Annotated in this window: 23 protein-coding genes; 17 read left to right on the top strand and 6 right to left on the bottom strand. The window is 70.3% G+C overall.

All coding sequences use genetic code 11. The features are described from left to right. The first annotated feature begins 5 nt into the window (after positions 1–5). The 4 genes from E6A21_RS05870 to nagB all read left to right on the top strand — a co-directional run bounded on the left by E6A21_RS05870 (position 6) and on the right by nagB (position 3,453). Complete coding sequence (locus E6A21_RS05870) at positions 6–503, top strand: DinB family protein (RefSeq protein ID WP_212745880.1); 498 nt, start codon at positions 6–8, stop codon at positions 501–503. An 85-nt stretch (positions 504–588) separates the two neighbouring features. After that, positions 589–1,302: a GntR family transcriptional regulator gene (locus E6A21_RS05865; protein ID WP_138443213.1), complete on the top strand. Its 714-nt coding sequence runs from the start codon at positions 589–591 to the stop codon at positions 1,300–1,302. A gap of 113 nt (positions 1,303–1,415) precedes the next feature. Further along, positions 1,416–2,666: a PTS transporter subunit EIIC gene (locus tag E6A21_RS05860; protein ID WP_138443212.1), complete on the top strand. Its 1,251-nt coding sequence runs from the start codon at positions 1,416–1,418 to the stop codon at positions 2,664–2,666. 7 nt (positions 2,667–2,673) lie between these two features. Then, positions 2,674–3,453, top strand: coding sequence for a glucosamine-6-phosphate deaminase (nagB, locus tag E6A21_RS05855; protein WP_138443211.1), 780 nt, complete (start codon positions 2,674–2,676; stop codon positions 3,451–3,453). Positions 3,454–3,456: 3 nt separating this feature from the next. On the opposite strand, the gene E6A21_RS05850 is transcribed toward nagB, so the two are convergent. The 5 genes from E6A21_RS05850 to E6A21_RS05830 all read right to left on the bottom strand — a co-directional run bounded on the left by E6A21_RS05850 (position 3,457) and on the right by E6A21_RS05830 (position 9,174). Next, a complete protein-coding gene (locus E6A21_RS05850; RefSeq protein ID WP_138443210.1) occupies positions 3,457–5,373 on the bottom strand; it encodes a glycogen debranching N-terminal domain-containing protein in 1,917 nt (638 codons plus the stop codon). Between the two features lie 121 nt (positions 5,374–5,494). Next, positions 5,495–6,274 carry a C1 family peptidase gene (locus E6A21_RS05845; protein WP_138443209.1) on the bottom strand — a complete coding sequence of 260 codons (780 nt, stop codon included), beginning with the start codon at positions 6,272–6,274 and terminating at the stop codon, positions 5,495–5,497. A 56-nt stretch (positions 6,275–6,330) separates the two neighbouring features. Further along, positions 6,331–7,008 (bottom strand): haloacid dehalogenase type II, encoded by a 678-nt coding sequence (locus E6A21_RS05840; protein WP_138443208.1) that lies wholly within the window; start codon positions 7,006–7,008, stop codon positions 6,331–6,333. Between the two features lie 9 nt (positions 7,009–7,017). Further along, positions 7,018–7,782 carry a maleylpyruvate isomerase N-terminal domain-containing protein gene (locus tag E6A21_RS05835; RefSeq protein ID WP_138443207.1) on the bottom strand — a complete coding sequence of 255 codons (765 nt, stop codon included), beginning with the start codon at positions 7,780–7,782 and terminating at the stop codon, positions 7,018–7,020. Positions 7,783–7,797: 15 nt separating this feature from the next. Beyond that, a complete protein-coding gene (locus E6A21_RS05830) occupies positions 7,798–9,174 on the bottom strand; it encodes a phenylacetate--CoA ligase family protein (protein WP_246036225.1) in 1,377 nt (458 codons plus the stop codon). Between the two features lie 130 nt (positions 9,175–9,304). Between E6A21_RS05830 and E6A21_RS05825 the strand changes: the two genes are divergently transcribed. The 11 genes from E6A21_RS05825 to E6A21_RS05775 all read left to right on the top strand — a co-directional run bounded on the left by E6A21_RS05825 (position 9,305) and on the right by E6A21_RS05775 (position 19,796). Next, positions 9,305–10,096, top strand: coding sequence for a potassium channel family protein (locus E6A21_RS05825; RefSeq protein WP_138443206.1), 792 nt, complete (start codon positions 9,305–9,307; stop codon positions 10,094–10,096). Between the two features lie 91 nt (positions 10,097–10,187). Beyond that, a complete protein-coding gene (locus tag E6A21_RS05820) occupies positions 10,188–10,808 on the top strand; it encodes a helix-turn-helix domain-containing protein (protein ID WP_138443205.1) in 621 nt (206 codons plus the stop codon). A 100-nt stretch (positions 10,809–10,908) separates the two neighbouring features. Next, positions 10,909–12,207, top strand: a complete 1,299-nt coding sequence (locus tag E6A21_RS05815; RefSeq protein ID WP_138443204.1) for an MFS transporter — start codon at positions 10,909–10,911, stop codon at positions 12,205–12,207. 8 nt (positions 12,208–12,215) lie between these two features. Then, positions 12,216–13,622: an FAD-dependent oxidoreductase gene (locus E6A21_RS05810; protein WP_138443203.1), complete on the top strand. Its 1,407-nt coding sequence runs from the start codon at positions 12,216–12,218 to the stop codon at positions 13,620–13,622. Beyond that, positions 13,619–14,854 (top strand): CaiB/BaiF CoA transferase family protein, encoded by a 1,236-nt coding sequence (locus E6A21_RS05805; RefSeq protein ID WP_138443202.1) that lies wholly within the window; start codon positions 13,619–13,621, stop codon positions 14,852–14,854. Before E6A21_RS05810 ends, E6A21_RS05805 begins: the two co-directional genes overlap by 4 nt. Then, a complete protein-coding gene (locus E6A21_RS05800; RefSeq protein WP_138443201.1) occupies positions 14,851–15,663 on the top strand; it encodes an enoyl-CoA hydratase-related protein in 813 nt (270 codons plus the stop codon). Before E6A21_RS05805 ends, E6A21_RS05800 begins: the two co-directional genes overlap by 4 nt. 8 nt (positions 15,664–15,671) lie before the next feature. Continuing rightward, positions 15,672–16,610 carry a dihydrodipicolinate synthase family protein gene (locus E6A21_RS05795; RefSeq protein ID WP_138443200.1) on the top strand — a complete coding sequence of 313 codons (939 nt, stop codon included), beginning with the start codon at positions 15,672–15,674 and terminating at the stop codon, positions 16,608–16,610. Further along, positions 16,610–17,383, top strand: a complete 774-nt coding sequence (locus E6A21_RS05790; protein ID WP_138443199.1) for an SDR family oxidoreductase — start codon at positions 16,610–16,612, stop codon at positions 17,381–17,383. The genes E6A21_RS05795 and E6A21_RS05790 overlap by 1 nt, the downstream gene beginning before the upstream one ends. Positions 17,384–17,407: 24 nt before the next feature. Next, the gene (locus E6A21_RS05785) at positions 17,408–18,892 is read left to right on the top strand and encodes an aldehyde dehydrogenase family protein (protein WP_138443198.1); all 1,485 of its coding nucleotides are present in this window, start codon (positions 17,408–17,410) and stop codon (positions 18,890–18,892) included. A 33-nt stretch (positions 18,893–18,925) separates the two neighbouring features. Beyond that, positions 18,926–19,381 (top strand): helix-turn-helix domain-containing protein, encoded by a 456-nt coding sequence (locus tag E6A21_RS05780; protein WP_138443197.1) that lies wholly within the window; start codon positions 18,926–18,928, stop codon positions 19,379–19,381. 10 nt (positions 19,382–19,391) lie between these two features. Then, entirely contained in the window at positions 19,392–19,796 is a 405-nt protein-coding gene (locus E6A21_RS05775; protein ID WP_138443196.1) for a VOC family protein, read from the top strand. Between the two features lie 80 nt (positions 19,797–19,876). Here E6A21_RS05775 and E6A21_RS05770 read toward each other — a convergent pair whose 3' ends face one another. After that, complete coding sequence (locus E6A21_RS05770; protein ID WP_246036224.1) at positions 19,877–20,509, bottom strand: TetR/AcrR family transcriptional regulator C-terminal domain-containing protein; 633 nt, start codon at positions 20,507–20,509, stop codon at positions 19,877–19,879. Positions 20,510–20,722: 213 nt separating this feature from the next. On the opposite strand from E6A21_RS05770, the gene E6A21_RS05765 reads away from it, so the two are divergent. Together E6A21_RS05765 and E6A21_RS05760 are read left to right on the top strand one after the other, a co-directional pair. After that, positions 20,723–22,210 carry an APC family permease gene (locus E6A21_RS05765; RefSeq protein WP_138443195.1) on the top strand — a complete coding sequence of 496 codons (1,488 nt, stop codon included), beginning with the start codon at positions 20,723–20,725 and terminating at the stop codon, positions 22,208–22,210. Further along, positions 22,200–23,834, top strand: a complete 1,635-nt coding sequence (locus E6A21_RS05760; protein WP_138443194.1) for an amidohydrolase — start codon at positions 22,200–22,202, stop codon at positions 23,832–23,834. Before E6A21_RS05765 ends, E6A21_RS05760 begins: the two co-directional genes overlap by 11 nt. Positions 23,835–23,922: the final 88 nt, after the last annotated feature.

Raw genomic sequence — 23,922 nt, 5'->3', positions numbered from 1 at the left:
GCGCCATGAGCACTATGCCGTCCATGGAACCCCATGTCTTCGACGCCGACCTTCGTGCCCAGTTCGACGCGTTCCTCGACGAGCACCGCGCCGCGCTCGAAAGGTGCCTGGTCGGTCTCACCGAGGCCGAGGCCCGCGCTTCGCTCGTGCCGTCGAGGACCACGCTGCTCGGCCTCGTCAAGCACGGGGAGTTCATTGAGCGGGTGTGGTTCGACGAGGCCGTCACGTGCAGGTCCCGGGCGGAGATCGGGATTCCGGCGACTCCGGACGAATCGTTCGTCCTCGAGGACTGCGACACGATCGAGACTGTGCTGGCCGCCTACCGGAGGGCGTGTGCGGATTCGAGGCGCGCGGTCGCGTCGTTGGGGCTCGACGACGTCGTGCGCGGGAACCGCCGCGGCCCCCTGCCCCTGCGCTGGGTGTTCCTCCACATGCTCCGCGAGCTCGCCCAGCACTGCGGTCACGCCGACATCCTTCGGGAGCAGGTCTTGGCCGCCCGCTGAGTCCGGCTCTCGTGGGCGGAGGGGGCCGTACCGTATTCTGGTTCTAACTGGATCGGACCAGCCCCCTGCCGGAGCGGAGGCTCGCTTGCCACTCGTCAACAGCCAGGTGCCCAAACACGAGCAGCTGCGATCGATCATCCTCCGCCTCGCGAAGGACGACCTCATGCCCGGCGAACGCCTCCCGAGCGAGCGGACGCTCATGGAGGACTTCGGTGTCAGCCGCATCACCGTGCGGGCGGCGATCGGCCGTCTGGTCGCGGAGGGCCACCTCATCCGGGTTGCGGGCAAGGGGACGTTCGTCGCCGACGCGACGGTCCAGTCGACGCTACACCTCGCGTCGTTCACCCAGGAGATGGAGGCGCAGGGGCTCACGCCGAGCACCGTAGTCCTCGTCGCGGAGCGGACGACGGCGCCCCCCGAGTCCGTGCGAGCGCTCGGCTTGGCAGCGGGGGCCGAGGCGATCCACCTCCGGCGCCTCCGCCTTGCCGACGGGCGCCCTGTGAGCGTGGACGACGCGTGGTACAACGCAGAACACGCGGGCGGGCTCCTCGAGATCGACCTCTCGGGGTCCGTGTACGCGGCCCTCGCGACCCGCTTCGGGTGCCAGATCGACCGCGCGCGCCAGACGGTGCGCGCCGAAGGGGCGCCCGCGGACGTGGGCGTCCTCCTCGGGACGGGGACCGGGGCCCCTGTGCTCGTCTTCGACCGCACCTCGTCCTCGGGGGAACGCGCGATCGAGCACACCCGCTCGTGGTATCGCTCCGACCGCTACGCGCTGGGAATGGAAGTGCGGCTCTGACATCCCCTTGACACCTCGGCGGACACACCTCAAACTGAACTGGTCATAACCAGACATTACCTGCCGTTCCGGCCGGTTCCCAGCCCTCGTCACTTCACGCAAAGGTGCATGCAATGTCTACGTCTGATCCGGCTGTGATGCCCACCGAGAAGAAGCCGAATGCGGCCTTCGCCACCCTCCAGCGCCTCGGCCGCTGCCTCATGCTCCCCATCGCGGTGCTGCCGGCGGCAGGCATCCTCCTCCGCCTCGGCCAGGCCGACCTGCTCGGCGCGATCCCCGGCTTCTCCGCTGGCGCGGCGGTCATCTCCGCCGCGGGAAACGCGGTCTTCACGTGGCTGCCGCTCATCTTCGCGGTCGGCATCGCGATCGGCTGGGCCAAGAAGTCTGACGGCTCGACGGCCCTCGCCGCCGTGGTCGGGTACATGGTGATCGACGGGGTGTTCAAGGCGATGTCGCCCGTGGTCCTGGCCGGTCAGAAGGACCCCACCGGGCAGCCCGCAGTCATCAACTACGGGGTGCTCGCCGGCATCATCGTGGGTCTCTTCTCCGCGGCACTGTGGGCTCGCTTCTACCGGACGAAGCTGCCCGACTTCCTCGGATTCTTCTCCGGCCGTCGCCTCGTCCCGATCCTGACGTCCGTCACGAGCCTCGTGGTCGGCGTCGTCCTCTCTTTCCTGTACCCGCTGTTCAACGCGGCCCTCTCGTGGGTGGGGCAGGCCGTCGCCTCCAACACCGTCATCGGCGGCGGCGTCTACGGCTTCGCGAACCGCATGCTGATCCCCGCAGGTCTCCACCACATCCTCAACTCGGTGGTCTGGTTCCTCATCGGCGACTACACCAACGCCTCGGGGCAGCTCGTCCGCGGGGACCTCAACCGCTTCTTCGCCGGAGATCCGAGCGCGGGCGTGTTCATGACCGGGTTCTTCCCGATCATGATGTTCGGCCTCCCCGCCGCGGCCCTCGCCATCTGGCGCCACGCGAAGCCGTCGCAGAAGAAGATCGTGGGCGGCATCATGCTCTCGACCGCCCTCACTGCGTTCCTCACGGGCATCACCGAACCGCTCGAGTACTCGTTCATGTTCGTCGCGTTCCCGCTGTACGTGATCCACGCCTTCCTCACGGGCACGTCGCTCGCGCTCGTGAACCTGCTCGGCATCCACGACGGGTTCACGTTCTCCGCGGGGCTCGTGGACTACATCCTCAACTTCGGCAAGGCCCACAACGCGTGGCTCCTGATCCCGATCGGCATCATGTACGGCTTCATCTACTACTTCCTGTTCTCATTCGTCATCAAGCGCTGGAATCTCCGGACGCCGGGGCGGGAAGATGACGAGGTCAGCTCCGAGACCGAACCCGCGAAGTAGGCAGCCCGTGGAGATCGTCATCCTGCCCGACGACGAGGCCGTCGCCCGCACGGCGGCCGACATCGTCCAGGCCTCCCTCGAGAACGACAGCCCCGTGCTCGGCCTCGCGACCGGCTCGACCCCGCTCGGGACCTACAGCGAGCTCATCCGCCGCCACTGCGAGGCCGGGCTGTCCTTCGCCCGCGCCCAGGCCTTCACCCTCGACGAGTACCTCGGCCTGCCCGCCGAGCACCCCGAGTCCTACCGCTCGGTCATCCGCCGGGAATTCACCGACAGCGTCGACCTCCCCGCCCACGCAGTCCACAGCCTCGACGGCCAGGCCCCCGACCCCGAGGCCGAAGCCGCGCGCTACGAGGCCGCCATCGCGGGCGCCGGCGGCGTCGACGTCCAGATCCTGGGCATCGGCACCGACGGGCACATCGGCTTCAACGAGCCCATGTCCTCCCTCGCCTCCCGCACCCGCATCAAGACCCTCACCGAACAGACCCGCCGCGACAACGCCCGCTTCTTCCCCACCCCCGAGGACGTCCCCCGGCACGTCCTCACCCAGGGCCTCGGCACCATCCGGGAAGCCCGCCACATCCTGCTCATCGGCCTCGGCGAGGGAAAGGCAAGTGCGATCGCCGCCGCCGTCGAAGGCCCCCTCGCCGCCGCCTGCCCGGCGTCGTCCCTCCAGCTCCACCCCCACACGACGGTCCTCGTCGACGAAGGCGCCGCCTCCCGCCTCGAGCACCGCGAGTACTACCAGCACGCGCTGGAGCACAAGCCCCAGTGGCAGGCCTACTAGCCCCTAGCCCAGTTCGCCGAGGACCTCCGCGATCACCACGGCCGACGCCGCGGACCACGCCTGCGGGCGGCACGCCGAGGGATACGGCAGCGCGCGGGTCGAGGTGTCCGCGGGGTCGCCCGAATGCAGCTCGGGCATGCGGTAGCCGAACGACTCGGCCGCCTTGAGCAGCCCCTCGGCCAGTTGGGCGGCGGCGTCCCGATGGCCCGAGCGGGCGAGTCCGCGGATTGCGATCGCGGTATCGTGCGCCCAGACCGACCCACCGTGGTACTTGAGCGGCCAATAGCCGGCGCTCGAGGTCGCAAGGGTCCGCAGGCCGTAGCCGGAATCCAGCTCGGGGTCCAGGAGGCGGCGCGCGACGAGCGCCTCCTCCTCCCCGTCGAGGAGCCCCGTACCGAGGAGGTGCCCCATGTTCGAGGTCACCGTGTCCACGGGCTTCCCCGACCCGTCCAGTGCGATGGCGACGTACGGCCCGCGGTCGTCCTCGAGCCAGAAGTCCGCCCGGAAACGCTCCGCGAGCGCGGCCGCGGCGTCGCGGAGCTGTGAAGGTGCCGCACCGGCGGCGCCGGCGCCCACGCGCCCGAACGCCTCGAGCAGCTCGGCGCCGTGCACGAGCGCCTCATGCGCATACGCCTGCACCTCGCAGAGCGAGACGGGCCCCGTGACGAGCTGCCCGTTGCGGAACTGCACGGAGTCCCTCGAGTCCTTCCAGCCCTGGTTCGCGAGGCCGTGCCCGCTCGTGTCGAGGTAGTTGAGGTACCCGTCGAGCACCCCGTCCGCGACCCACGCGAGAGCGCGTTCGGCGTGCGGCAGGAGGCGCTCGACGGCGTCGACCGGCATCCCGGCCCGCCACGCGTCGTGGAGGAGGCAGACCCACAGCGGGGTCGCGTCCACGGTCCCGTAGTACGTGGGCGGGAGGCTGATCGCCTCGCCGTGCAGGGTGAGCGCGGCACGCCGCAGCTCGTGCATGATCTTGCCCGGCGCCTCCTGCGAGTCCGTGTCGACCTTCTCGCCCTGGAACGAGGCGAGCACCGTGAGCGTGCCTTCTGCGAGCTCGGTGCCGAGCGGCAGGAGGAAGCGCGCGGCCCACAGCGAGTCCCGGCCGAACAGTGTGAAGAACCAGGGTGCACCCGCTGCAAGGAACTCGCTGCGCTCGAGGCCGGGGAGTGCCATGCGGAGTCCGTCGAGGTCGCGGAGCGACTGCTCGAGGAAGCGCGCCAGGCGCACATCGGTGGGGCGGCGCAGCCCGCGCCAGCCGGTCGGCGCAGGTCCGCGTGCTCCGGCCACGACGGCGATGCTGTCCTCCGCGGTGACCCGCCACGAGACGCGGGCCGGGGTGCCGGCGGAAGCGGTGAGCGACCACCGCAGGACGGGGCGGCCCGGATCCGAGAGGTCGATGACGGCGCCGGGGGCTTCGACGACGGCGCTCACCTCCCCCGCGGACCAGGCCACGCCGGCGTCGGCGGGGGAAGCGTCGACGGGCTGAGTGGGGAGGCCGGACTTCACCGCCTCCATGGGCGCGAGGTCAGCCGCGAGCCGGACGGTCACGTCGGCAGAGACGGGTTCCTCGGTCGCGGAGGCGAACTCGATCTCCTCCTCCATCGCTCCGGCCTTGACGCGCCGAGAACGGCGGATCCGGGCCGCTGGATCGCCCCAGGCGGCAGCGAGGGCGCGGGGCAGGCCGACGACGACGAGGCCGCCGTCGTCGTCGTGCCACGACCCCGCGGGCTCGGGCTCGTGCCCGCCGACCTCGAGGACCGCCTCGCTCAGGACGCGCACGTCGGAGTGCATGACTCCTTGAACGGTCGCGTTCCCGGGGGCCGCGGCCCTGATCTGCCCATCCCGGCCGGACCAGGCCTGGGTGGGGGCACGGAGGACGATTTCGAGGTCGTGGAGGAAGGGCTGCAGCTTCTCGGGCATGTGATTGGTCGCTTCCTGTGGGTGATCGACGCATCGGACCGTCTGCCAATTCTGCAGACCCCACCCCTGTTTGATCAATCAAACAGCACGGGAAATCGCGCTCGCCGGACCTTCGACCGCGTCAGCTGACCATGCGAATGGTCCAGAAGTCGCTCGAGAGTCCCGTCGAGAGGAGGTACTGGTACGGCATGGTGAAGTAGCCGGCCTGGCCCCACCCTGTCCCCCAGGAGTTGCGGACCCGGAAGCGCTGGCTCGCGTTGTCGTAGCCGACCGCGACGACGGCGTGGCCGCCCAGGACCCGCTCGTTCGGTGCGGGCATCGGGGCCACACCGCTCTGGGCGACTTCCTGGCTCTCGAACGATTCGTAGACCGTGAATCCGAACACGAACGGATAGCCCGCAGCGAGGCAGCCCTGCATCTGGGGGAGGCTGCGGGCCACGCGCTGGTACGAGACTGCCCTGTGCTGCTTCGCGTCCGTGTAGCACTGCTGGCTCGGCTGGTCCGCGAACTTGGCGATGTCGTAGGGCCATTCGGTCTCCGGGCACGCGCCCTGGGCGCCGACAGACTTGATCCCATCCCGGATCTGGGCGCCCGAATCGCTCGGGACACTGTTCTCGATGACGCGCTCGTTGTAGTAGATGAAGAGGCGCGAGGGGGTCGTGTACCCCGCAATGCCCTCCTTGTCGGCGTCGAACTCGAGCGCACCGGCGATCGCGTTCGCCGTGCAGGAGCCGAGCTGGCCCTGGTCGTAGACGGGCGGGCACTGGGCGGTGAGGTCGGTCGACGCCGGGAGGGCGCCGAGGACGGCGGGCGGTGCCGCGAAGAGGTGGTCACGCTGGTCTGGGACGTCGGGCACCCAGCCGTAGCCGTGGGTGCCTCGAGATGTTGCGGGAGTGGTCATGACGGGAGACCTTCCATGCACAGTCGGACAGTTTCCAGAGCCGGTTCTCTACTCGTTCATCGCCTCCTCAGCGCCTCTGCGACTCCATCGATGCCGGGCGCGACCACGTCTGGGTCCGCGAAGTAGGAGGGATAGGCAGCGCCCGTGCGGTTCACCCAGGCGCCCTGCAGGCCGGCCCGCGAAGCCCCGTGGATGTCCCACGGATGCACGGCCACGAGCATCATGTCCTCCGCAGGGACCCCGCACGCCGCGGCGGCGTACTCGTAGGAAGCGGCCGCGGGCTTCCACAGCGGCGCGTCCGCGACCGAGAGGAGTGCCTCGAAGGCGTCCCGCACGCCGGCGCCCTCGAGGAGCCGCTCGGCGACGGACGTCCCGCCGTTTGTGAGCGTCACGAGCCGGAAGCCGTCGTCGTGGAGGGCTCGCACGCCGTCGGCAACGTCCGGGTGGACGCCCAACCGCAGCATTCCGGACATGACGTGCCGCACCGCGTCCTCGAGCGGACGGTCGAGCGTGTGGTCCCGCAGGAGGCCCCGGAGCACTTCCGCGCCGACCTCGGCGAATTCGGGGTTGTCGCCCGCGGCCGTCAACGCGAAGCCGTCACGGAGGAGCGTCGCGAACCAGAGCTTGGCGAGGTCCGCGGGCGCTCCGAGCTCGGCGAACCGGTCCCCCATCGGCTCCATGTCGGAGAGGGTCTCGTTGACGTCGAAGACGATGAGCTCGGGTCTGCGGACCATGGGCCCAGACTACGGGGTCAGGTGCGCGTCGTGAACGGTCCGCACGAGCTCGGGCGTGGCCGCGGGCAGTGGCGCGCGGCCCCACAGCCCGAGGTACAGCTCGGCGGCCGTGCCCGCGAGGGTGCCGAGCAGGGGGCCGCCCGCGGAACCACCGAGGGCGGGAACATCCAGCGTTGCGAGCCGCCCGCCGTCGTCCGCCCGCACCTCGAGCCGGACGACGCCGGGCAGGCCCGCCGAGCGGCCCAGCCGCACCTGCCGCGGATAGAAGCCTTCGACGACCTCGCGGATCCCGTCGAGCGCGACGTCCTCGGGCAGGGACCAGAGGTCGGCCTGCGGCTGACCCGCTCCCGCGGAGAGGGACTGGGCGAGATCGAACGTGTGAATCGTCGTCTCGTGCACCTGCCTGCGCGCCCAGAACGCGGCGACAGGGTCGCCCCACAGGGTCCAGGCCTTCGCGTCCGGCGTCACCGACCGCAGCGTCGCGACGAGCTCCGCCGCCCGCGCCCGATACCAGTCGGGCAGCAGCGCCTCGCCGGCCTCGAAATGCGGGTCCGCGGGCGCGGCGTCCGCGCCGACGGACGATCCCGCCCAGGCGTGGATGAGCCCCAGATGGACCAGGAGCCTGCGCGCCGTCCACCCCGGGCAGGCCGGCACCGGCGCGTCCCAGTCGGAGATGCGCTCCGCAGCCGAGGCGAAGCGCACGGTCAGCACCTCGAGCCGGTCGACGGCGGCGGTGTAGTCGTGCGGGGAGAGCAAAAGCCCGTCGTGGGTCACGCGGCAACGATAGCGTCACGGACCGGATCCCGGGTGGAGGCCCCGCACGAGCTTCGCCTTTCCCAGCGGTGTGCGCGGCACCTCGAACACCGGGAAGACCCGAACCGGGGTGCGGACGACGCCGTGTGCCGTCAGGGCCTGCGCAATCGAATCGCGCAGGCCCTGCAGATCGGTTCCGAGCGGCGCCCCTGCGACGAGGACGTCGATACCGTCGTCGCGCTGGACCACCTGCCAGCCCGTCAGGGGCACTTCCTCGAGGACGTCGTGGAACACGTTGGGGTGGACCAGCACGGTGCCCAGGGCCCCGGGGAGGCGAAGGATGTCCTCGGCCCGTCCCTCGACTCCCTCCAGCAGGGTGAACGAGCGGCCGCACGGGCAGCCGCTCCCGTCGAGCCGGACCCGGTCGGAGATCTCGTAGCGGATGAGCGGGAGCGTCCGTGAGAAAAGGACCGTGGCGAGGAGTCGCTCCCCGGTGGTGCCGGGGGGCACAGGTCGGTAGTCGGCGTCGACGGACTCGACGATCACGAGGTCCTCGTAGACGTGCCGGCGGCCGCTCGCGCACGTGGACGCGATGCCCGCGGTCTCGGTCGTGCCGTAGATGTCCACGGGAGGGCTCCCCCACGCCGCCTCGATGTCCCCCGACGCCGACGGGTCCAGTACCTCGGCCGCGCAGAGCACCGCGCGGGGCTCGATGCCGAGGCGCCCTGCCAGCTGCTCGGCCGCAAGGGGGCGGAGCGCCGACGGGTAGCCGATGAGGAGATCGGGATGGAAGGCTCCGAGGCGCGCGGCGAGATCCCGGAGGCTGTCGCCGGCATCGAGGCGCAGGGTCGGGAACAGCATCGAATTGAACGTCGCGCTGATGACCGCGGACTGATGGCTCGGGCGCCTCGTCATCAGGATCGCCGCGCGCACCGGCCTGCTCACCCGGCCGGGGAGCCCTGCCCAGGTCAACGCGCGGGTGTAGGAGGCGATGACGGACGCCCATTCGCGGTGGTCCCAGACGAAGATCCCACGCCGCCCAGTCGTCCCTGCGCTCGCCGCCGTCCACCACCGGCCGCGCCACGCCAGTGACGGGTCGGCGTCCTGCTCCACCAGCTCGCGGAGGTGGGCCTCGATGTCGACGAGGCGCAGGCTCGGCGCGGTGACTGCCTCGTCGAAGTGGTCCATGAGCTCGTCCTTCGTCACCGGTGGCAGGGCGCCGAGCGGGGCGCGCTCGAGGCCCTCGTAGCGCATGCGGTAGAACGGCGAGCGGGCGACGGCGAAAGCCCTGAGCCGCTGGAAGCCCTCAATCTGATGGAAGGCGATGCGTGCGGGACTCCAGCGTTCATGGGTCCTCAACGCTGCCCGGAGCGCGAGGAGACGAGTGAACAGCTCAGCGTCCACGCCGCTCATACGGGAACCTTAGGACGGGTGCACCACCTTGGATAGGGTCAGCCGGTTCTCCCTCCGGCCGGACCGCAGCTTCGCTCGGCCAGCCATTCCACAACGAGCCATCCGGCCCCCGCAGGAGTACCCTGCGGCCATGACTCTGGAGCGGTGGCGGAGGCTGTCCGAGTGGCCCATGATCGGCGCGGCCGTCGTTTTCCTCGTGGCGTACTCGGTTCAGGTCATCGCGAACCTGCCCGAGAGGGAGGGCATCTGGGCCGATGTCCTCGTCTTCGCGTCCTGGGCCGTGTTCATCGTGGACTACTTCGTCCAACTCGCCCTCGCCCCCAACCGGGGCCGGTGGTTCATCCGCAATCTGCACGAGCTCGCCATCCTCGCGCTTCCGGCGCTCCGTCCCCTGCGGCTGCTCCGGCTCGTGACGTTCCTGCGGGTGCTGCAGAACCGGGCGGGCGACGCGCTGCGCGGGCGGCTGCTCCTCTACGTCTTCGGCGCCGCGGGAATGCTCGTCTACTGCGGCGCGCTCGCGGTCGAGGACGTCGAGCAGAACGACCCCGGGTCCAACATCAGGTCCTTCGGCGACGCCATCTGGTGGGCTCTCGAGACCATCACGACCGTCGGGTACGGCGACCACTATCCCGTGACGTTCGTGGGGAGGTGCGTCGCGGCCGTGCTCATGATCGCCGGAATCGCCGTGCTCGGCGTCGTGACTGCGTCCATCGCAGCGTGGCTTGTCGAGAACATCACTTCCGAGACCGTCGCCGAGGTCGAGGCGGAGGTGGAGGCCGAGGTCGAGGCCGTCGACGAGACGCTCGAGGCGAAAGTCGAGGCGCTCACGAGACAGGTCGCCCAGCTGACGGCGGCCCTCGAGCGGCAGGGCTCTTCGGGTGCGCAAGAGCGCGTCTCGGGTGCGGAAGAGCGCATGCAGTGAAGAAATTCAGAATAATGCTGCAGATCTCTTGATCCACTGAAGATCTTCACTATAGTTGTGTGAGTCAGGTCACCAACCAAAAGGAACCACGATGACCACGGAGAGCGCGGCAGCCACCACACCGGCGCCTGCCTCAGCGACAACGAGCGCCTTGCTGGCGTCCGTCGGTGCGAAGGTCCGCGCTCGCCGCAAGGAACTCGGGATGACCCTCGCCCAGCTCTCCGAGGCCACTGGCCTGAGCCAGGCGATCGTGAGCCAGATCGAGCGGGGCCTCGCGAACCCGTCGTTCACCACCTTGGCGCAGCTCGCCCACGGACTGGACCTTCCCGTGGGCAGGTTCTTCGCGGGCCAGCCCGAGACGTCCTCGCCCGTCGTCCGGCGCTCCGAGCGGCGCAATCTGCGGGGCATCACCCGTGAATCGGTCGGCGAAGCCGTCCACGAGCTCCTGACCCCGAGCACGGACGGCGCGCTCGAGGTCCAGTGGATCGTCACGCCCCCGGGACATGACACGAGCAGCACCCCCTTCCATCACGGCGGCGAGGAATTCTGCCTCGTCATCTCGGGCAGGAAGGATGTCTACCTCGACGGAGTGCGCTACAGCCTCAGCGAAGGCGACTCCATCACCTACTCCTCCGAAATCCCCCACTGGTATGCAAACAGCTACGAAGAGGTCTGCGTAGCTATCTGGGTCAGCGCTCCGCGCGCGTGGTAAGCGCCCCGCCGAGAGCACGTCCCGCCACCCATCCCCCTCGCGTCGCCCGGCGATGCGTCATACCCTCGCGCGCCCGCCAGGGCCCGGCAAAGGACCTCCCATGCTCGAAAACGCGGTCAAAGTCGACCCCACCAACCCACGGCGCTTCTCCCCCCAAGTCCGCCGCGGCCTCCTCGGCCTAGGACTCGGAAACGCCCTCGAATGGTACGACTGGATGGTCTTCGGCCTCCTCTCGGCCTTCATCGGCCCCAACTTCTTCCCCGACCGGGACCCACTCTCGGCGACCCTCAACGCGCTGGCCGTCTTCGCCGTCGGCTTCGCGTTCCGGCCCCTCGGCGGCGTGCTCCTCGGCGTATTCGCCGACCGCATCGGCCGCCGCCGGGTGATGCTGCTCTCGATCCTGCTCATGGCGGCGACGACGCTGGTCATCGCCGTCACGCCGAGCTATGCCGTGATCGGCCCGGCCGCCGGGGTCATCCTCGTCGTCTCCCGGATCGTCCAGGGGATCTCGACCGGCATCGAGGCTCCGCTCTCGACCTCGCACGCTGTCGAACTCGCCCCGGAGGGGCGCGAGGGCATGGTCGCGGGCATGATGAGCCTCTATGTGAACCTCGGCATCCTCATGGCCTCGCTCGTGAGCTTCCTGTGCAGCCTCACCCTCAACGGGGCGGCGATGGCTGCGTGGGGTTGGCGGGTTCCTTTCGTGATCGGCGCCGTCTTCGGATTCGTGGTCCTGTACCTGCGGCGCACGCTGCCCGAGACGATGCGGCCTGAAGAGATCGCCGAGAACTCCACCGGAAGCGTGTGGGCGGGACTCCGCCGGCACTGGCTCGGCGTCCTCGCGATCGTGTTCGTGGTCGGCGCGGCCCAGGCCTACAACTACGCGTGGAACACGGGACTCCCGACGGCGGCGCGCAGCAACTTCAAGGAGAACCCCACTGCCGTCTTCGCGCTGACCACGGCACTCGCCGTCGTCCTCGTGGTCGGCAGCTGGGTGGTCGGGCGGCTCACGGACGGCACGGCGATGTCCCGCTGGTTCATCGTGACGCGGCTCCTCGCGATCCCCTCGGTGTTCCTCATGCTGCTCTACGTGCAGCCCGGGATCGGCGGCTTCGCGGCCGTCCTCCTCGGCGGATCGGTGGTCCTGGTCCTGAATATGACGATCTACAACGTGGTCAGCACGTCGCTCATGCCCAAGCCTGTCCGCGGCACCGGGGTGGCCCTCGGCTACGGCATCGGCGTCGCCCTCTTCGGCGGCACGGCGTCGTACCTGCTCGTATGGTTCCAGTCCCTGCATGCCAACTGGGTCTTCCCGACCTACGTCGCGGTCCTCTCCGCACTCAGCGTCATCTTCTACGTCCTCGCCCGTCGCTCGTCCGGCCTCTTCGTCGGCAAGTAAGGAAAACCATGGAAAGCCTTGATCTGCGTGTCCGCTCTGAAGAGCTCGCCGCGCCCGTCGTCAACCGCTCGCAGGTGCTGGTTGTGGGAGGCGGGCCGGCCGGTGTGGCCGCCGCCGTCACCGCGGCCCGCTCCGGGGCGAGCGTGACGCTTCTCGAGCGGTACTCGTACCTCGGCGGCCTCGCCTCGGGCGGCATGGTGCTCGTGCTGGACGACATGGTGAACGGGACCGAGATCACCGTGACGGGCATCGTCTCCGAATACGTCGAGCGCCTTCAGGCGGCCGGCCTCGCGGTCGTCCCGCCCGCCGAGGACCGCCGCACGTCCCAGGAGCTGTGGAACAAGTGGGGCCGCTACGGCACATTCGACTTCCACTCGCACTCGACCCCCAAGCCCATCTGCTACGCGGCCGCCTTCGACCCGGACGGCTGGAAGCGCGTCTCCAATGACCTGGTCCGCGAGGCGGGCGTGACCCTGCGGCTGCACTCGTGGTTCTCGCGGCCCATCGTGGACGAGGGCCTCGACGGCCGCGGCGTCATCAAGGGCGTCGTCGTCGAGACCAAGGCGGGCCCGCAGGCTTACCTCGCAGACATCGTCATCGACACGACCGGCGACATCGACGTCGCCTCCCGCGCTGGCGCGAAGCACGCCCACGATTCCTACATCACGACGCTCGTCTTCCGTCTCGGCGGCGTCGACACGGGCGAGGCCGAGCGCTTCGAGCAGGAGAATCCCAAGGAGGCGCGTGCCATCAACCGCCGCATCAAGCGCCTGCTCGGCGGCGCCTGGGAGCTGTGGTGGCTCAAGACTCCGCTTGAGGGCGTCGTCTGGTGCAACGCGCCGCACATGTCCGGCTACGACGGCGTCGACCCGGCCGATCTCACGGCAGCCGAGTTCGCCGCCCGGGACCGCATCACGGAGGCGGTCGCGTACATCAAGGAGAACCTGCCCGGCTTCCGGAACGCCTTCCTCCTCGATGCGGCGCCGCAGCTCGGGGTCCGCCAGACCCGCCTCCTCGAGGGCGAGTACGTCATGACGAAGGACGATGTAATCGCCCGCCGGCACTTCGCCGACACCGTGGCCCGCGGCCGGGACTACTACTACCCCTACCGCTCGTTCCTGCCGCGGGAGGTCGACCAGCTGCTCGTCGCGGGCAGGCACTATTCCGCCACCCCTGAGGCGCAGAAGATGTCGCGCGAGATCCCGCCGTGCATGGCCATGGGCCAAGCGGTGGGCGTCGCCGCCGCACTCGCCGCATCGAATGGCGACCTCGTGCGCGACGTCAAGGCCAGCGAGATCCAGACCCGCATGCGGGAGCATGGCGCCGACCCCGGCGACATCCCGTCCCCCAACGCGACGCTCGACGGCGTGATCCCCGCCGGCGCGGGCTCCAGCCTTGCGGGGGTGGGGGCATGAGCATCGCCACCGCACCCGCCACGCAGGAGCCTCCTGCCCCGGCCCCGGCAGCCGGTCTCCCCCTCGCCGGCATCAAGATCGTCGACTTCACTCAGGTCTTCATGGGGCCGAGCTGCACGCAGCTGTTAGGGGACTTCGGGGCCGACGTCATCAAGATCGAGCGGCCCGGCGCGGGAGACATCTCCCGCAACTCGTTCCCGGACCCGGACGGGCAGGACAACCCGATCTTCCTCTCGATCAACCGGAACAAGCGCAGCATCAGCGTCGACACCCGGACAGAGGAGGGACGCAAGGTCATAGCTCGGCTCATCGCGGACGCGGACGTGGTGGTGAGCAACTTCCGCGCCGGCGTGATGGAGCGCATGGGCTTCGGGTACGAGGACGTCCGCCGCACCAACCCCCGGGCCATCTGGGCCTCGGGCACCGGGTTCGGCACAGAAGGGCCGTATTCGCACAAGGGCGGCCAGGACGCGATCGCCCAGGCGTACTCGGGTGTCATGTGGCGCAGGGACCGCGAGGACCTCCCTCCGTCGATCTATCCGACCACGCTGTGCGACTACATCACGGGCATGCACCTTCTCCAGGGCATCCTGCTCGCGCTCCGCACCCGCGACGAAACGGGCGTCGGCCAGAAGGTCGAGGTCACGATGTACGACTCGATGCTGCACCTGCAGATGCAAGAAGCGTGCATGCAGCTCAACCGCGGGTACGAGGTCAACTGGGGTGCGATGCCGCTGAGCGGCGTCTTCGAGACGACGGACGGCGCAGTGTGCATGGTGGGCGGCTTCACCGCCGACCCGCTACGGCACATCTCGATCGCGCTCGGCCTCGACGAGGATCTCAGCGAGCGGCCTGAGTTCGCCGATCTCGAGCGCCAGTTCGAGAACAAGCCGGCGCTCCAGGCCATCTTCCGTGAGCGCTTCGCCACCCGCAGCACGGCGTACTGGACAGACAGGCTAGAGCGCGAAGGGCTCCTGAACGCCCCGGTCCACACGCTCGAGCAGACCCTCGCGGACGAGCAGACGCGGGTGAACGGCATGATCGTCGAGGCCGAGCACCCGAGCGTAGGCACCGTGCGCATGCTCAACGCACCGATCCGCCTCTCCGAGACCCCGGCGTCAGTGCGGCGCGTCGCCCCCCGCCTCGGCGAGCACAACGCCGAGGTCCTGCGCGAGAACGGCTTCGACGACGAGACGATCACGCGCCTTCAGGACCTCGGGGTGCTGCGATGAACGCCCGGGCCGACGCGCAGGAGTCGGTCGACGGCGTGCGGTTCGACGTTCGCGAGGGTGTCGCCTGGGTCGTGATCGACCGTCCGCACGTGCTCAACGCCGTCGACGGCCCGACGACGGCGCGGCTCAACGAGGTCTGGGCGAGCGTCGAGGCGGATCGCACCGTCCGCGCCGTCGTCGTCACGGGCACCGGCGAGCGCGCGTTCTGCGTCGGTGCGGACATGTCCGCCTCGGCCGTGGACAAGACCGGGCTCGAGTACTGGGCGGACCTCGATCCGAACGGTTTCGGCGGCCTGAGCCTCCGCCAGACACTCGACGTCCCGGTGATCGCGAGGGTCAACGGCTACGCTCTCGGCGGCGGCATGGAGATGGTCCTCGGCGCGGACATCGTCGTAGCGGCCGAGAACGCGAGGTTCGGCCTCACGGAACCGCGCGTCGGGCGGTTGGCGCTCGACGGCGGCATCCACCAGCTCGTGCGCCGCGTCCCCTACACGCAGGCCATGTCGATGCTGCTCACGGGGCGCATGGCGGGAGCTGCGGAGATGGCGGCCATGGGGCTCGTCAACGAGGTCGTCCCCGGCGACGAGCTCGACACCGCCGTCGAACGGTGGCTCGACCAGATCAGGACGTGCGCGCCGACATCGGTCAGGGCCGTGAAGCAGATGGTCACGCGCACGGCGCACCTGACGGCCACGGAGGCCCGCGCGATGCGTCTTCCCGCCCTCATGGCGGCGCTCGACAGCAAGGATTCGGCCGAGGGCGTGCTCGCGTTCCAGGAGAAGCGCCCGCCCGTGTGGCCCGGAGAATAGGAGGATTCATGACGATCGGACAGGAGCACGCGGCACCGCTCGAGCGGGGTGTGTGGGGCGTCGTCCCGACGCCGTTTGCGGGAAGCGCCCGCGATGTCGACACGGGCAGCCTTGCCGGGCTCGTCGAGCACTACGAAGCCGTCGGCGCCGTCGGACTCACCGTGCTCGGCGTCTTCGGTGAAGCGGCCGCGCTCAGCATCGCCGAGAAGTCGCTCGTCCTCGAGACCGCAGCGGAGGCGAGCTCGCTGCCGATCGTTGCCGGGGTGGCCGCGCTCGCGACCCGGCCGGCCATCGATGAGGCCACCGCCGCGCAGCAGGTCCTGGGCCGGCGGCTCAAAGCGGTCATGGTGCAGGCGAACTCGCCGGATCCCGACGTCCTCGCCACCCATCTCGAGGCGATCCACCGGGCCACGGGCGCCGCCGTCGTCGTGCAGGACTACCCGGCCGCGAGCGGCGTCGCCGTCCCGGCTGCAACGCTTGCCGACGCCGTGCGCCGCGCCCCCTTCGTGGCCGCGGTCAAGGCCGAGGCCCCGCCCACGGCGCTCGCGATCGCGCGGCTGACTGCGTTACTCGAGGTTCCCGTGTTCGGCGGGCTCGGCGGCCAGGGGCTCCTCGACGAACTCGCGGCAGGCGCGGCCGGCGCGATGACGGGGTTCTCGTGCCCCGAGGCGCTCGTCGCGACGGTGCGGGCCTTTGTGGAGGGCGGACCGGCCGCCGCGCGGCGGACCTTCGCGCCGTTCCTGCCACTGGTCAACCTCGAGCAGCAGCCACGCCTCGCCCTCGCGCTCCGCAAGACCCTCTTCCGCGAGCGCGGGCTCATCGCGGATGCCGCGGTCCGCCCCCCGTCCGCGCCGCTTCCGGACGAGCTCCTGCCGATCCTGCGCGAGCAGCTGGACGGCGCCCGGAGCGCGCTCACGCTCCTCGACACGGCAGTGAGAATCGGCTGATGGACCTCGGAATTGCAGGAAAGGCCGCGTTCGTCGCGGCGTCCACGGGCGGCCTCGGCCTCGCCGTCGCGCGGGCCCTCGCCGCCGAAGGGGCCCGCGTCGCGATCACCGGGCGACGCCGGGAGCTCGCCGAGCAGGTCGCGGCGTCCCTTCCCGGGGCTGTCGCCATCGCTGTGGACCTCCACGAGCCGGACGCGGTCGGCGAGGCCGTCGGCCAGGCCGAGGCGGAGCTGGGCCCGATCGACATCGCAGTGCTCAACGGCCCCGGCCCACGCCCGGGCGCGGCCGCCAGCCTCTCCGCCGAGGACCTCGCGGGCGCGTTCGACCTGCTGGTGCGCCCGCATCATGCCCTCGTCTCCCGCGTCCTCCCCGGCATGCGGCAGCGCCGCTGGGGCCGGATCCTCGCGGTCGGCTCGAGCGGCATCGTGGCGCCGCTGCCGAATCTCGCGATGTCCAACACCGGCCGCGCCGCCCTCGCCGGATACCTGAAGACGCTCGCCGCCGAGGTCGCCCTCGACGCCGTGACCGTCAACCTGCTCCTCCCCGGCCGCATCGCGACCGACCGCGTTGCCGAGCTCGACGCGGCCGCGGCCAAGCGCCGGGGAATCTCCCTCGACGAGGTGCAGCTCGAGTCCCGCAAGACCATTCCCGCCCGCCGCTACGGCGCACCCGAGGAGTTCGGGGCGGCGGCAGCATTCCTGTGCAGCGCGCCGGCGTCGTACATCACCGGCGTCGCCCTGCGCTGCGACGGCGGACTCATCCGAAGCCTCTGACCCCCGACACCCAAGGACACCTCAATGACCTCCTTCACCACGGAAACCCCGCGAAACCCCGGTACCGCGGCGCCGCCTGCGCTCGCCCACCACCTCATCGGCGGATCCTGGGCAGGCGAGCCAAGCGTCGAGCGCCGGAACCCCGCGCGCCTCGACCAGATAGCGGCGCTTTCCCCCGCGGGCACGGCCGCCGACGCCGACACCGCCGTGGCGGCCGCGGTCCGCGCGCAGCCGGCATGGGCGAGCCTCCCCGCCCCGGCGCGCGGCGCGATTCTGATCAAGGCGGCCTCGCTGCTCGAGGAGCGGGCGGAGGGGATCGCCACTGACCTCGTGCGTGAGGAGGGCAAAACCTTGGCCGAGGCCTCGGGCGAGGTCAGGCGTGCCACCGACGTGCTGCGGTTCTTCGGCTCCCTCGGATGGGCGGCCTCGGGCGAGGTGCTGCCCAGTTCTCTGCCCGGGACCACCGTCACCACGCGCCGCGAGCCGCTCGGCGTCTTCGCGCTCATCACGCCTTGGAACTTCCCACTCGCCATCCCCGCGTGGAAGGCCGCGCCTGCGCTCGTTGCGGGGAACGCCGTCGTCCTCAAGCCCGCCGAGCTCACCCCGCTTTCGGCGACTCACCTCGCCCGAGCGCTCCATGACGCCGGGCTCCCCGCTGGTGTCTTCAACGTGGTGCACGGGAAGGGCCGTGTGGTCGGCGAAGCGCTCGCGCGGGACGGGCGCGTGGCCGGGCTGTCGTTCACGGGCTCGACCGCCGTGGGACTCCACCTCAACGGCATCCTCGATGCACGGCGCGCCCGCGTGCAGCTCGAGATGGGTGGCAAGAACGCTGTGCTCGTGCTCGACGACGCGGCTCCCCAAGCCGCTGCTGCGGTGGTCGCCGCAGGCGCATTCGGGCTCACGGGCCAGGCCTGCACCGCGACGTCCCGCGTGTACGTCACCCCCGGCGTACGCGGCGAATTCGTGGACGCGCTCGTCCACCAGGCCGCGGCCTACGCGCCGGGTGACGGGCTCGACGGCGCGCGCATGGGTGCCGTGGTGAGCGAGGCTCAGCTGCGCCAGGACGCCGCGGCGGTGCGCGGCGCCGTCGAGCGCGGGGCGCGCCTCCTCACGGGAACGGATGACGGCGAGCCCTCCCGAGGCGGCCTGTTCTTCCTTCCGACGGTGCTCGCCGACGTCGACGCGGACGACCCCGTAGTCACCGACGAGATCTTCGGCCCCGTCGTGGTCGTGCTCGAGGTGCCCGACTACGAGGCCGGCCTCGCGTCCGTCAACGCCTCCCGCTACGGACTCACCGCGGGGATCTGCACCGATTCGCTCGCGCTCGCGACGGACTTCGCGGAGCGGGCGCAGGCGGGCGTCGTGAAGGTCAACCGGCCCACGTCGGGCCTCGACCTCAACGTGCCGTTCGGCGGCATCAAAGACTCCTCGACCAACACGTTCCGGGAGCAGGGCAGGACGGCGATCGAGTTCTACACGTGGGGCAAGACGGTGTATCTGGGCGTGTAGTCAATCTCCCGGGCCCACAGGCACACTGGTCGTATGGCTGTTGATCTCGACGAATTGAAGCGGCTGCGCCGTGCCCGCGACCGGATGGACCGCGAGTACGCGCAGCCGCTCGACGTCTCGGCCCTCGCCCGCACAGCGCTCATGTCCACTGCGCACTTCAGCCGCCGCTTCCGGGAGGCGTATTCGGAGACGCCGTACGCCTATCTCATGACGCGGCGCATCGAACGGGCGAAGGCCCTCCTTCGCTACGGGGAGCTGAGCGTGACCGAGATCTGCTTCGCGGTCGGGTGTACGAGTCTGGGCTCCTTCTCGTCGCGGTTCACGGAACTCGTCGGGGAATCGCCGTCGGCGTACCGGGCGCGGGACCACGAGGACTGGCGGGTCCTCCCGAGCTGCCACATCATGGTCGTGTCGCGGCCCCGGAAGACCGGGGGCGCCAGCCGGGATTCAAGCAGTTTCGGAGAAGCGCTCGTCAAGGCGTCGGCCTAGCATCAGTTCCATGACAGTCTCCCTCAGCACCGTTCACGTCCTCGTCGATGATCCCGACGCGGCCATCTCCTTCTACCGCGACACCCTCGGCCTGACGGTCCAGAACCAGGTGGCCCGCGAAGGCTTCCGCTGGGTTGTCCTCAGCACCCCGAATCAGCCCGAAATCCAGATCGTCCTCTCGCAGCCGCAGGCCGGCCGCTCGAAGGAGGACGGCGAGGCCATCTCCGCGCTGCTCGCGAAGGGCGAGCTCGGCGGCATCAACTTCAGCGCCGAAGACCTCGACGCGACGTTCGAGAAGGCCGCCGCAGCGCCGGGCGTCGAGGTGCTGCAGGAGCCGATGAGCCAGCCGTGGGGCGTGCGCGACGCCGCCCTCCGCGACCCTGCGGGCAACACCGTCCGGATCCAGCAGGCGTAGTCCCCTTCCGGCGCAGCATCCACCTGAGGCACCGCTCCCGAGGACTTCTCGGGGCGGTGCTTTTCGTTGGCCCCGAGCCTTTAGCCCCGGCGGGCTGAGAGTCGGGCCCGCAGCCCCTCGACGAGAATGTCGAGGCCGAACTCGAAGGCGTCCTCCGCGCGCTGCGCCGGGGCCGGGGCGTGGCTGAGGGCCCGTGCAAGCGTCGGATACCCCTCCCCGGGAGGCGCCCACACGACGTCGGGCGCGGCCAGATCAAGGGCGGCGCCGATCGCGAAGGCGTCCACGGTGGAAATCGCCGCGAGCACCTCGCCCCCAGCGAAGCCCGCTCGCTCGAGGGTGAGCGCGATGTCCTCGTAGAGGCCGATCACGAGGTCGTCCTGGACCGTCTGCTGAACGAGGAGCGGAGCGAGCCGCGGGTGCCGGGCGAACCCGTCGCGGTAGGCGCGCACGAGGGTGCGCAGGGCGTCGTCCCAGGGGAGGTCGCCGACGACGGCGCGCGGTGCCGCCGTCTCGATGACGCGCCGACGCATGAGCTCGACGATCTCGTCCCGCCCCTTCACGTGGTGGTAGATCGACGACTGCGTCACGCCGATCCGCCTCGCGACCCGAGGGAGGCTGAAGTCGCCGCTCTCGTCCACGAGCTCGAGCGCCGCGTCGGTGACGGCCTCGACCGTGATGAGGGGCTCGGAGGGGCGGGCCACGTCAGCTCCCATCGGCTGGATTGGTCGGGTATTCCCTCGACCCTACCCCGTCTCCCCTGACCGGGCCCGCTCTGCTCAGCCGGCACTCTCTGTGCCACATGCCGCCCTGCTCCCATGCCGCCCTTGTGCTCCACGTCACCTTGCCGCATACTAAACCGAAAGCCTTTCGTTTTAGGCTCCGAGATCTCGACCATCCCCCATCAGACCCACTCCCAAGGACTCCCCATGGCCCATACAGAGACCAGCACGGGCACCACAGCGGCAACGGAAGCCGCGCCCAACGACGGCCTCAAACGCAATGCCATCGGAACTTTCGGCATCGCATTCCTCGTCATCTCAGCAGCAGCACCGCTCACTGTCATGGCTGGCGTCGCCCCTGTGGCGATCAGCCGCGGAGGCATAGGCGCCCCCGTCGGCTACCTCGCCGCCGGCATCGTGCTCGCCCTCTTCGCAATCGGCTTCATGGCGATGACCAAGCACGCCAAGGCCGCGGGCGGCTTCTACACCTACATCACCATCGCCCTCGGCAAGACCGTCGGGCTCGCAGCGGCGATCCTCGCCGTCGTCTCGTACAACTGCCTCCAGATCGGGGTCTACGGCCTCTTCGCCGTCCAGACCCAGGCGATGCTCTCCTTCGTGTTCGGGCTCAACGTCCCGTGGCCGATCGTCGCGTTCGCCGCCATTGTGGCGGTGTGGTTCCTCGGATACCGAGGGATCGACGTCGGCGCCAAGGTCCTCGCGGTCCTGCTCACCGCCGAGACGGCGATCCTCGCCGTCATGGGTGTCGGGATCCTTGCGCACGGCGGCGCCTCGGGCGTTACCGCAGGCTCGTTCGCCCCGCAGGCCATGTTCAGCCCGGGGGTCCTTGCGATCCTCGGCATCTGCTTCGCCGCGTTCATGGGCTTCGAGTCGACCGTCCTGTACCGGCGCGAGGCGAAGGACCCGGACCGGGCCGTCCCGCGGGCGACCTTCATCGCGGTCGGCTTCATGTCGGTGTTCTACGCGTTCATCGTCTGGACCGTCGTCCAGGCCTACGGGGATGCAGGCGCGGTCGACGCCGCCAACAGCCAGCAGCAGGGCATGTTCTTCGCGACCATCGCCCAGTACGTGGGGCCGTGGGCAGAGGTCGCGATGTACATCCTCATCGTGACGAGCGTCTACGCGTCGCAGCTGGCCTTCCACAACGCGATCAACCGCTACGTCTACATGCTCGCCCAGGACGGCGTGCTCCCGGCCTTCCTCGGCCGCACGCACCGCAAGCACAAGTCCCCGTACCGCGCGGGACAGGTGCAGACGGTGCTGGCAGCCGTCGTGATCGGCCTGTGTGCGGCGCTCGGCGCGGACCCGTACCAGCAGCTCCTCATCTGGGTCAACACTCCGGGCATCTTCGGCATCGTGGGCCTTCAGGGCCTGGTCGCGATCGCCGCCCTCGTCTACTTCCGCCGCCACCCCGAGGCGATCCGCAATCGGCTCACCGTGCCGCTGACCGCTGCGAGCGCCGTCCTGCTGTTCGCGGCCGTGGTCCTCATCGGAGTCAACATCGAGCTCCTCACATTCGCCGACGCAGTGACCAACGCGGTCCTCATGTCCATCGCGCCGGTGGTCTTCGCCGTCGGCCTCCTCCTGGCGCGGTGGCTGCGACGTGCCCGCCCGGCCGCCTACGCACGAATTGGAAGCACTGAGAGTGGGAGCACTGAAGCCCATGACGCCTGATCGCATCATCCTTGCCGACACCATCCACACCCTCGAACCCGGGCACCGCGGGCCAGTGCAGGCCATCGCCACCAGCGGCGGCCGGATCACCGCGCTCGGAACGCGCGACGACGCCGGCTCGTGGGCGGCCGCCGGTACCGAGATCCTGGACCTGGGGTCGGCTACCGTAGTGCCCGGGCTCGTCGATGCGCACGCGCACCCAGTGTTCGGCCTCGACATCACTGCGGGCGCGGACCTGAGCGGCGTCCAGGATCTCGACGAGGTCCGACGGCGGCTCGCGGCGGAGGCGTCCCGGCTCGGCCCCGGCGAGTGGATCCAGGCGTGGGGCCTCGACCCGAACGCGTTCGGGGGCGTGCCCGTCACCGCCGAGGCGGTCGAGGGCGTCCTCGGCGGCAGGCCGGCGTTCGTCCGGCTGTTCGACGGCCACTCCGCGCTTGCGAGTTCGCGGGCGCTCGAGGTCGCCGGCATCGATGGCCCTCGGTCGTTCGACGGCGCGGCATCTGTTGTGTGTGACGCGGACGGGCGGCCGACAGGGCTGCTCCTGGAGTTCCCCGCGTGCGAACTCGTGGCCCGCCATCTGCCGGCAGAGACGCTTGAGCAGCGCGGCGATCGTCTCGCCCAGGTGCTTGAGGGGTTTGCGGCAGCAGGCCTCACGGGGGTTCACGTCATGGACCACTCGGAGGAGTCCGCGGCCCTGTACCGGGCGCTTGAGGAACGCGGCGAGCTCCCGGTTCGTCTCCGCTGTTCCCCATGGTGTTCCCCCGGAACCGGCCCCGACGCCTGGGCAGCCCTAGCTGCCACAATCGGCATCGGCGGGAGACGATGGGAGGTCGCCGGCATCAAGCTCTTCATCGACGGAACCATCGACAACGGCACGGCCTGGCTGTACGAACAGGACACGCTCGGCGAATCCACGGCTGCCTACTGGCCGGACCCCGCGGAATACTCCAGGGCGGTGGCGTTCTTCGCGGAGCGCGGCATCCCGACCGCGACCCACGCGATCGGCGATGCGGGCGTCGGCCATGTGCTCGATGCCCTCCTCGCCCTCAAGCCCGTGGTCCGTGGACGCGCGGTTCACCGCATCGAGCACATCGAGACGGTGCCGGACGCCGTCGTCGAACGCTTCATCGGTTCGGGCGTCGTCGCCTCGATGCAGCCGACCCACTGCACCCACTACTCGCGCGCCGACCAGAGCGACAACTGGAGCGTCCGTCTGGGACCGGTCCGCGCCCGGCGCGCCTGGCGATGCCGGGACCTACGCGATCTGGGCACGACGCTCGCGCTCGGTTCGGACTGGCCGATCGCCCCGTTCCCGCCGCTGCCGATCATCGCCGACGCCCAGCTCCGCCGCCGGGCAGGAACCCACGACGAACCCATCCTGCCGTCGCAGGCGCTCACCGCACGTCAGGCCCTCGAGGGCTACACCTCGCATGCGGCACGGGCCGCCGGCGCCTGGGGCGAGTCGGGTTCCATCGCCGTGGGCAAGCGGGCCGACCTCACCTTCCTCGAACTCGACCCCCTCACCGCGGAGCCGGATGAGCTCGCCGAATCGGCAGTGCTCGGCACGGCGGTGGACGGCGACTTGCGGCTGGGGATGGCGAGAGCTGAGCGACTCTCGTTCTGACGGCACTTTAAGCGGATTCATCACGGGAGGTCAGACGCGGGGGCGCCCGGGCGGGGGCCCGGGCGGCCCCCCAAAAGGGGGCCCCGAA

Origin of the sequence: Sinomonas susongensis (assembly GCF_005877005.1) — a bacterium.
Classification (GTDB): Bacteria; Actinomycetota; Actinomycetes; order Actinomycetales; family Micrococcaceae; genus Sinomonas; species Sinomonas susongensis.
This window is presented reverse-complemented; position numbering and strand designations above follow the sequence as displayed.

Excerpts from the sequence above, each read along its gene's own strand:
- E6A21_RS05800 (WP_138443201.1), top strand. The coding sequence starts at position 14,851 with ATGAACGCCCGGGCCGACGCGCAGGAGTCGGTCGACGGCGTGCGGTTC.
- E6A21_RS05840 (WP_138443208.1), bottom strand. The coding sequence starts at position 7,008 with ATGGTCCGCAGACCCGAGCTCATCGTCTTCGACGTCAACGAGACCCTC.
- E6A21_RS05845 (WP_138443209.1), bottom strand. The coding sequence starts at position 6,274 with ATGACCACTCCCGCAACATCTCGAGGCACCCACGGCTACGGCTGGGTG.
- E6A21_RS05795 (WP_138443200.1), top strand. The coding sequence starts at position 15,672 with ATGACGATCGGACAGGAGCACGCGGCACCGCTCGAGCGGGGTGTGTGG.
- E6A21_RS05760 (WP_138443194.1), top strand. The coding sequence starts at position 22,200 with ATGACGCCTGATCGCATCATCCTTGCCGACACCATCCACACCCTCGAA.
- E6A21_RS05790 (WP_138443199.1), top strand. The coding sequence starts at position 16,610 with ATGGACCTCGGAATTGCAGGAAAGGCCGCGTTCGTCGCGGCGTCCACG.
- E6A21_RS05805 (WP_138443202.1), top strand. The coding sequence starts at position 13,619 with ATGAGCATCGCCACCGCACCCGCCACGCAGGAGCCTCCTGCCCCGGCC.
- E6A21_RS05810 (WP_138443203.1), top strand. The coding sequence starts at position 12,216 with ATGGAAAGCCTTGATCTGCGTGTCCGCTCTGAAGAGCTCGCCGCGCCC.
- E6A21_RS05870 (WP_212745880.1), top strand. The coding sequence starts at position 6 with ATGAGCACTATGCCGTCCATGGAACCCCATGTCTTCGACGCCGACCTT.
- E6A21_RS05775 (WP_138443196.1), top strand. The coding sequence starts at position 19,392 with ATGACAGTCTCCCTCAGCACCGTTCACGTCCTCGTCGATGATCCCGAC.
- E6A21_RS05850 (WP_138443210.1), bottom strand. The coding sequence starts at position 5,373 with ATGCCCGAGAAGCTGCAGCCCTTCCTCCACGACCTCGAAATCGTCCTC.
- E6A21_RS05785 (WP_138443198.1), top strand. The coding sequence starts at position 17,408 with ATGACCTCCTTCACCACGGAAACCCCGCGAAACCCCGGTACCGCGGCG.
- E6A21_RS05770 (WP_246036224.1), bottom strand. The coding sequence starts at position 20,509 with ATGGGAGCTGACGTGGCCCGCCCCTCCGAGCCCCTCATCACGGTCGAG.
- E6A21_RS05765 (WP_138443195.1), top strand. The coding sequence starts at position 20,723 with ATGGCCCATACAGAGACCAGCACGGGCACCACAGCGGCAACGGAAGCC.
- E6A21_RS05815 (WP_138443204.1), top strand. The coding sequence starts at position 10,909 with ATGCTCGAAAACGCGGTCAAAGTCGACCCCACCAACCCACGGCGCTTC.
- E6A21_RS05780 (WP_138443197.1), top strand. The coding sequence starts at position 18,926 with ATGGCTGTTGATCTCGACGAATTGAAGCGGCTGCGCCGTGCCCGCGAC.
- E6A21_RS05830 (WP_246036225.1), bottom strand. The coding sequence starts at position 9,174 with ATGAGCGGCGTGGACGCTGAGCTGTTCACTCGTCTCCTCGCGCTCCGG.
- E6A21_RS05825 (WP_138443206.1), top strand. The coding sequence starts at position 9,305 with ATGACTCTGGAGCGGTGGCGGAGGCTGTCCGAGTGGCCCATGATCGGC.
- E6A21_RS05820 (WP_138443205.1), top strand. The coding sequence starts at position 10,188 with ATGACCACGGAGAGCGCGGCAGCCACCACACCGGCGCCTGCCTCAGCG.
- E6A21_RS05860 (WP_138443212.1), top strand. The coding sequence starts at position 1,416 with ATGTCTACGTCTGATCCGGCTGTGATGCCCACCGAGAAGAAGCCGAAT.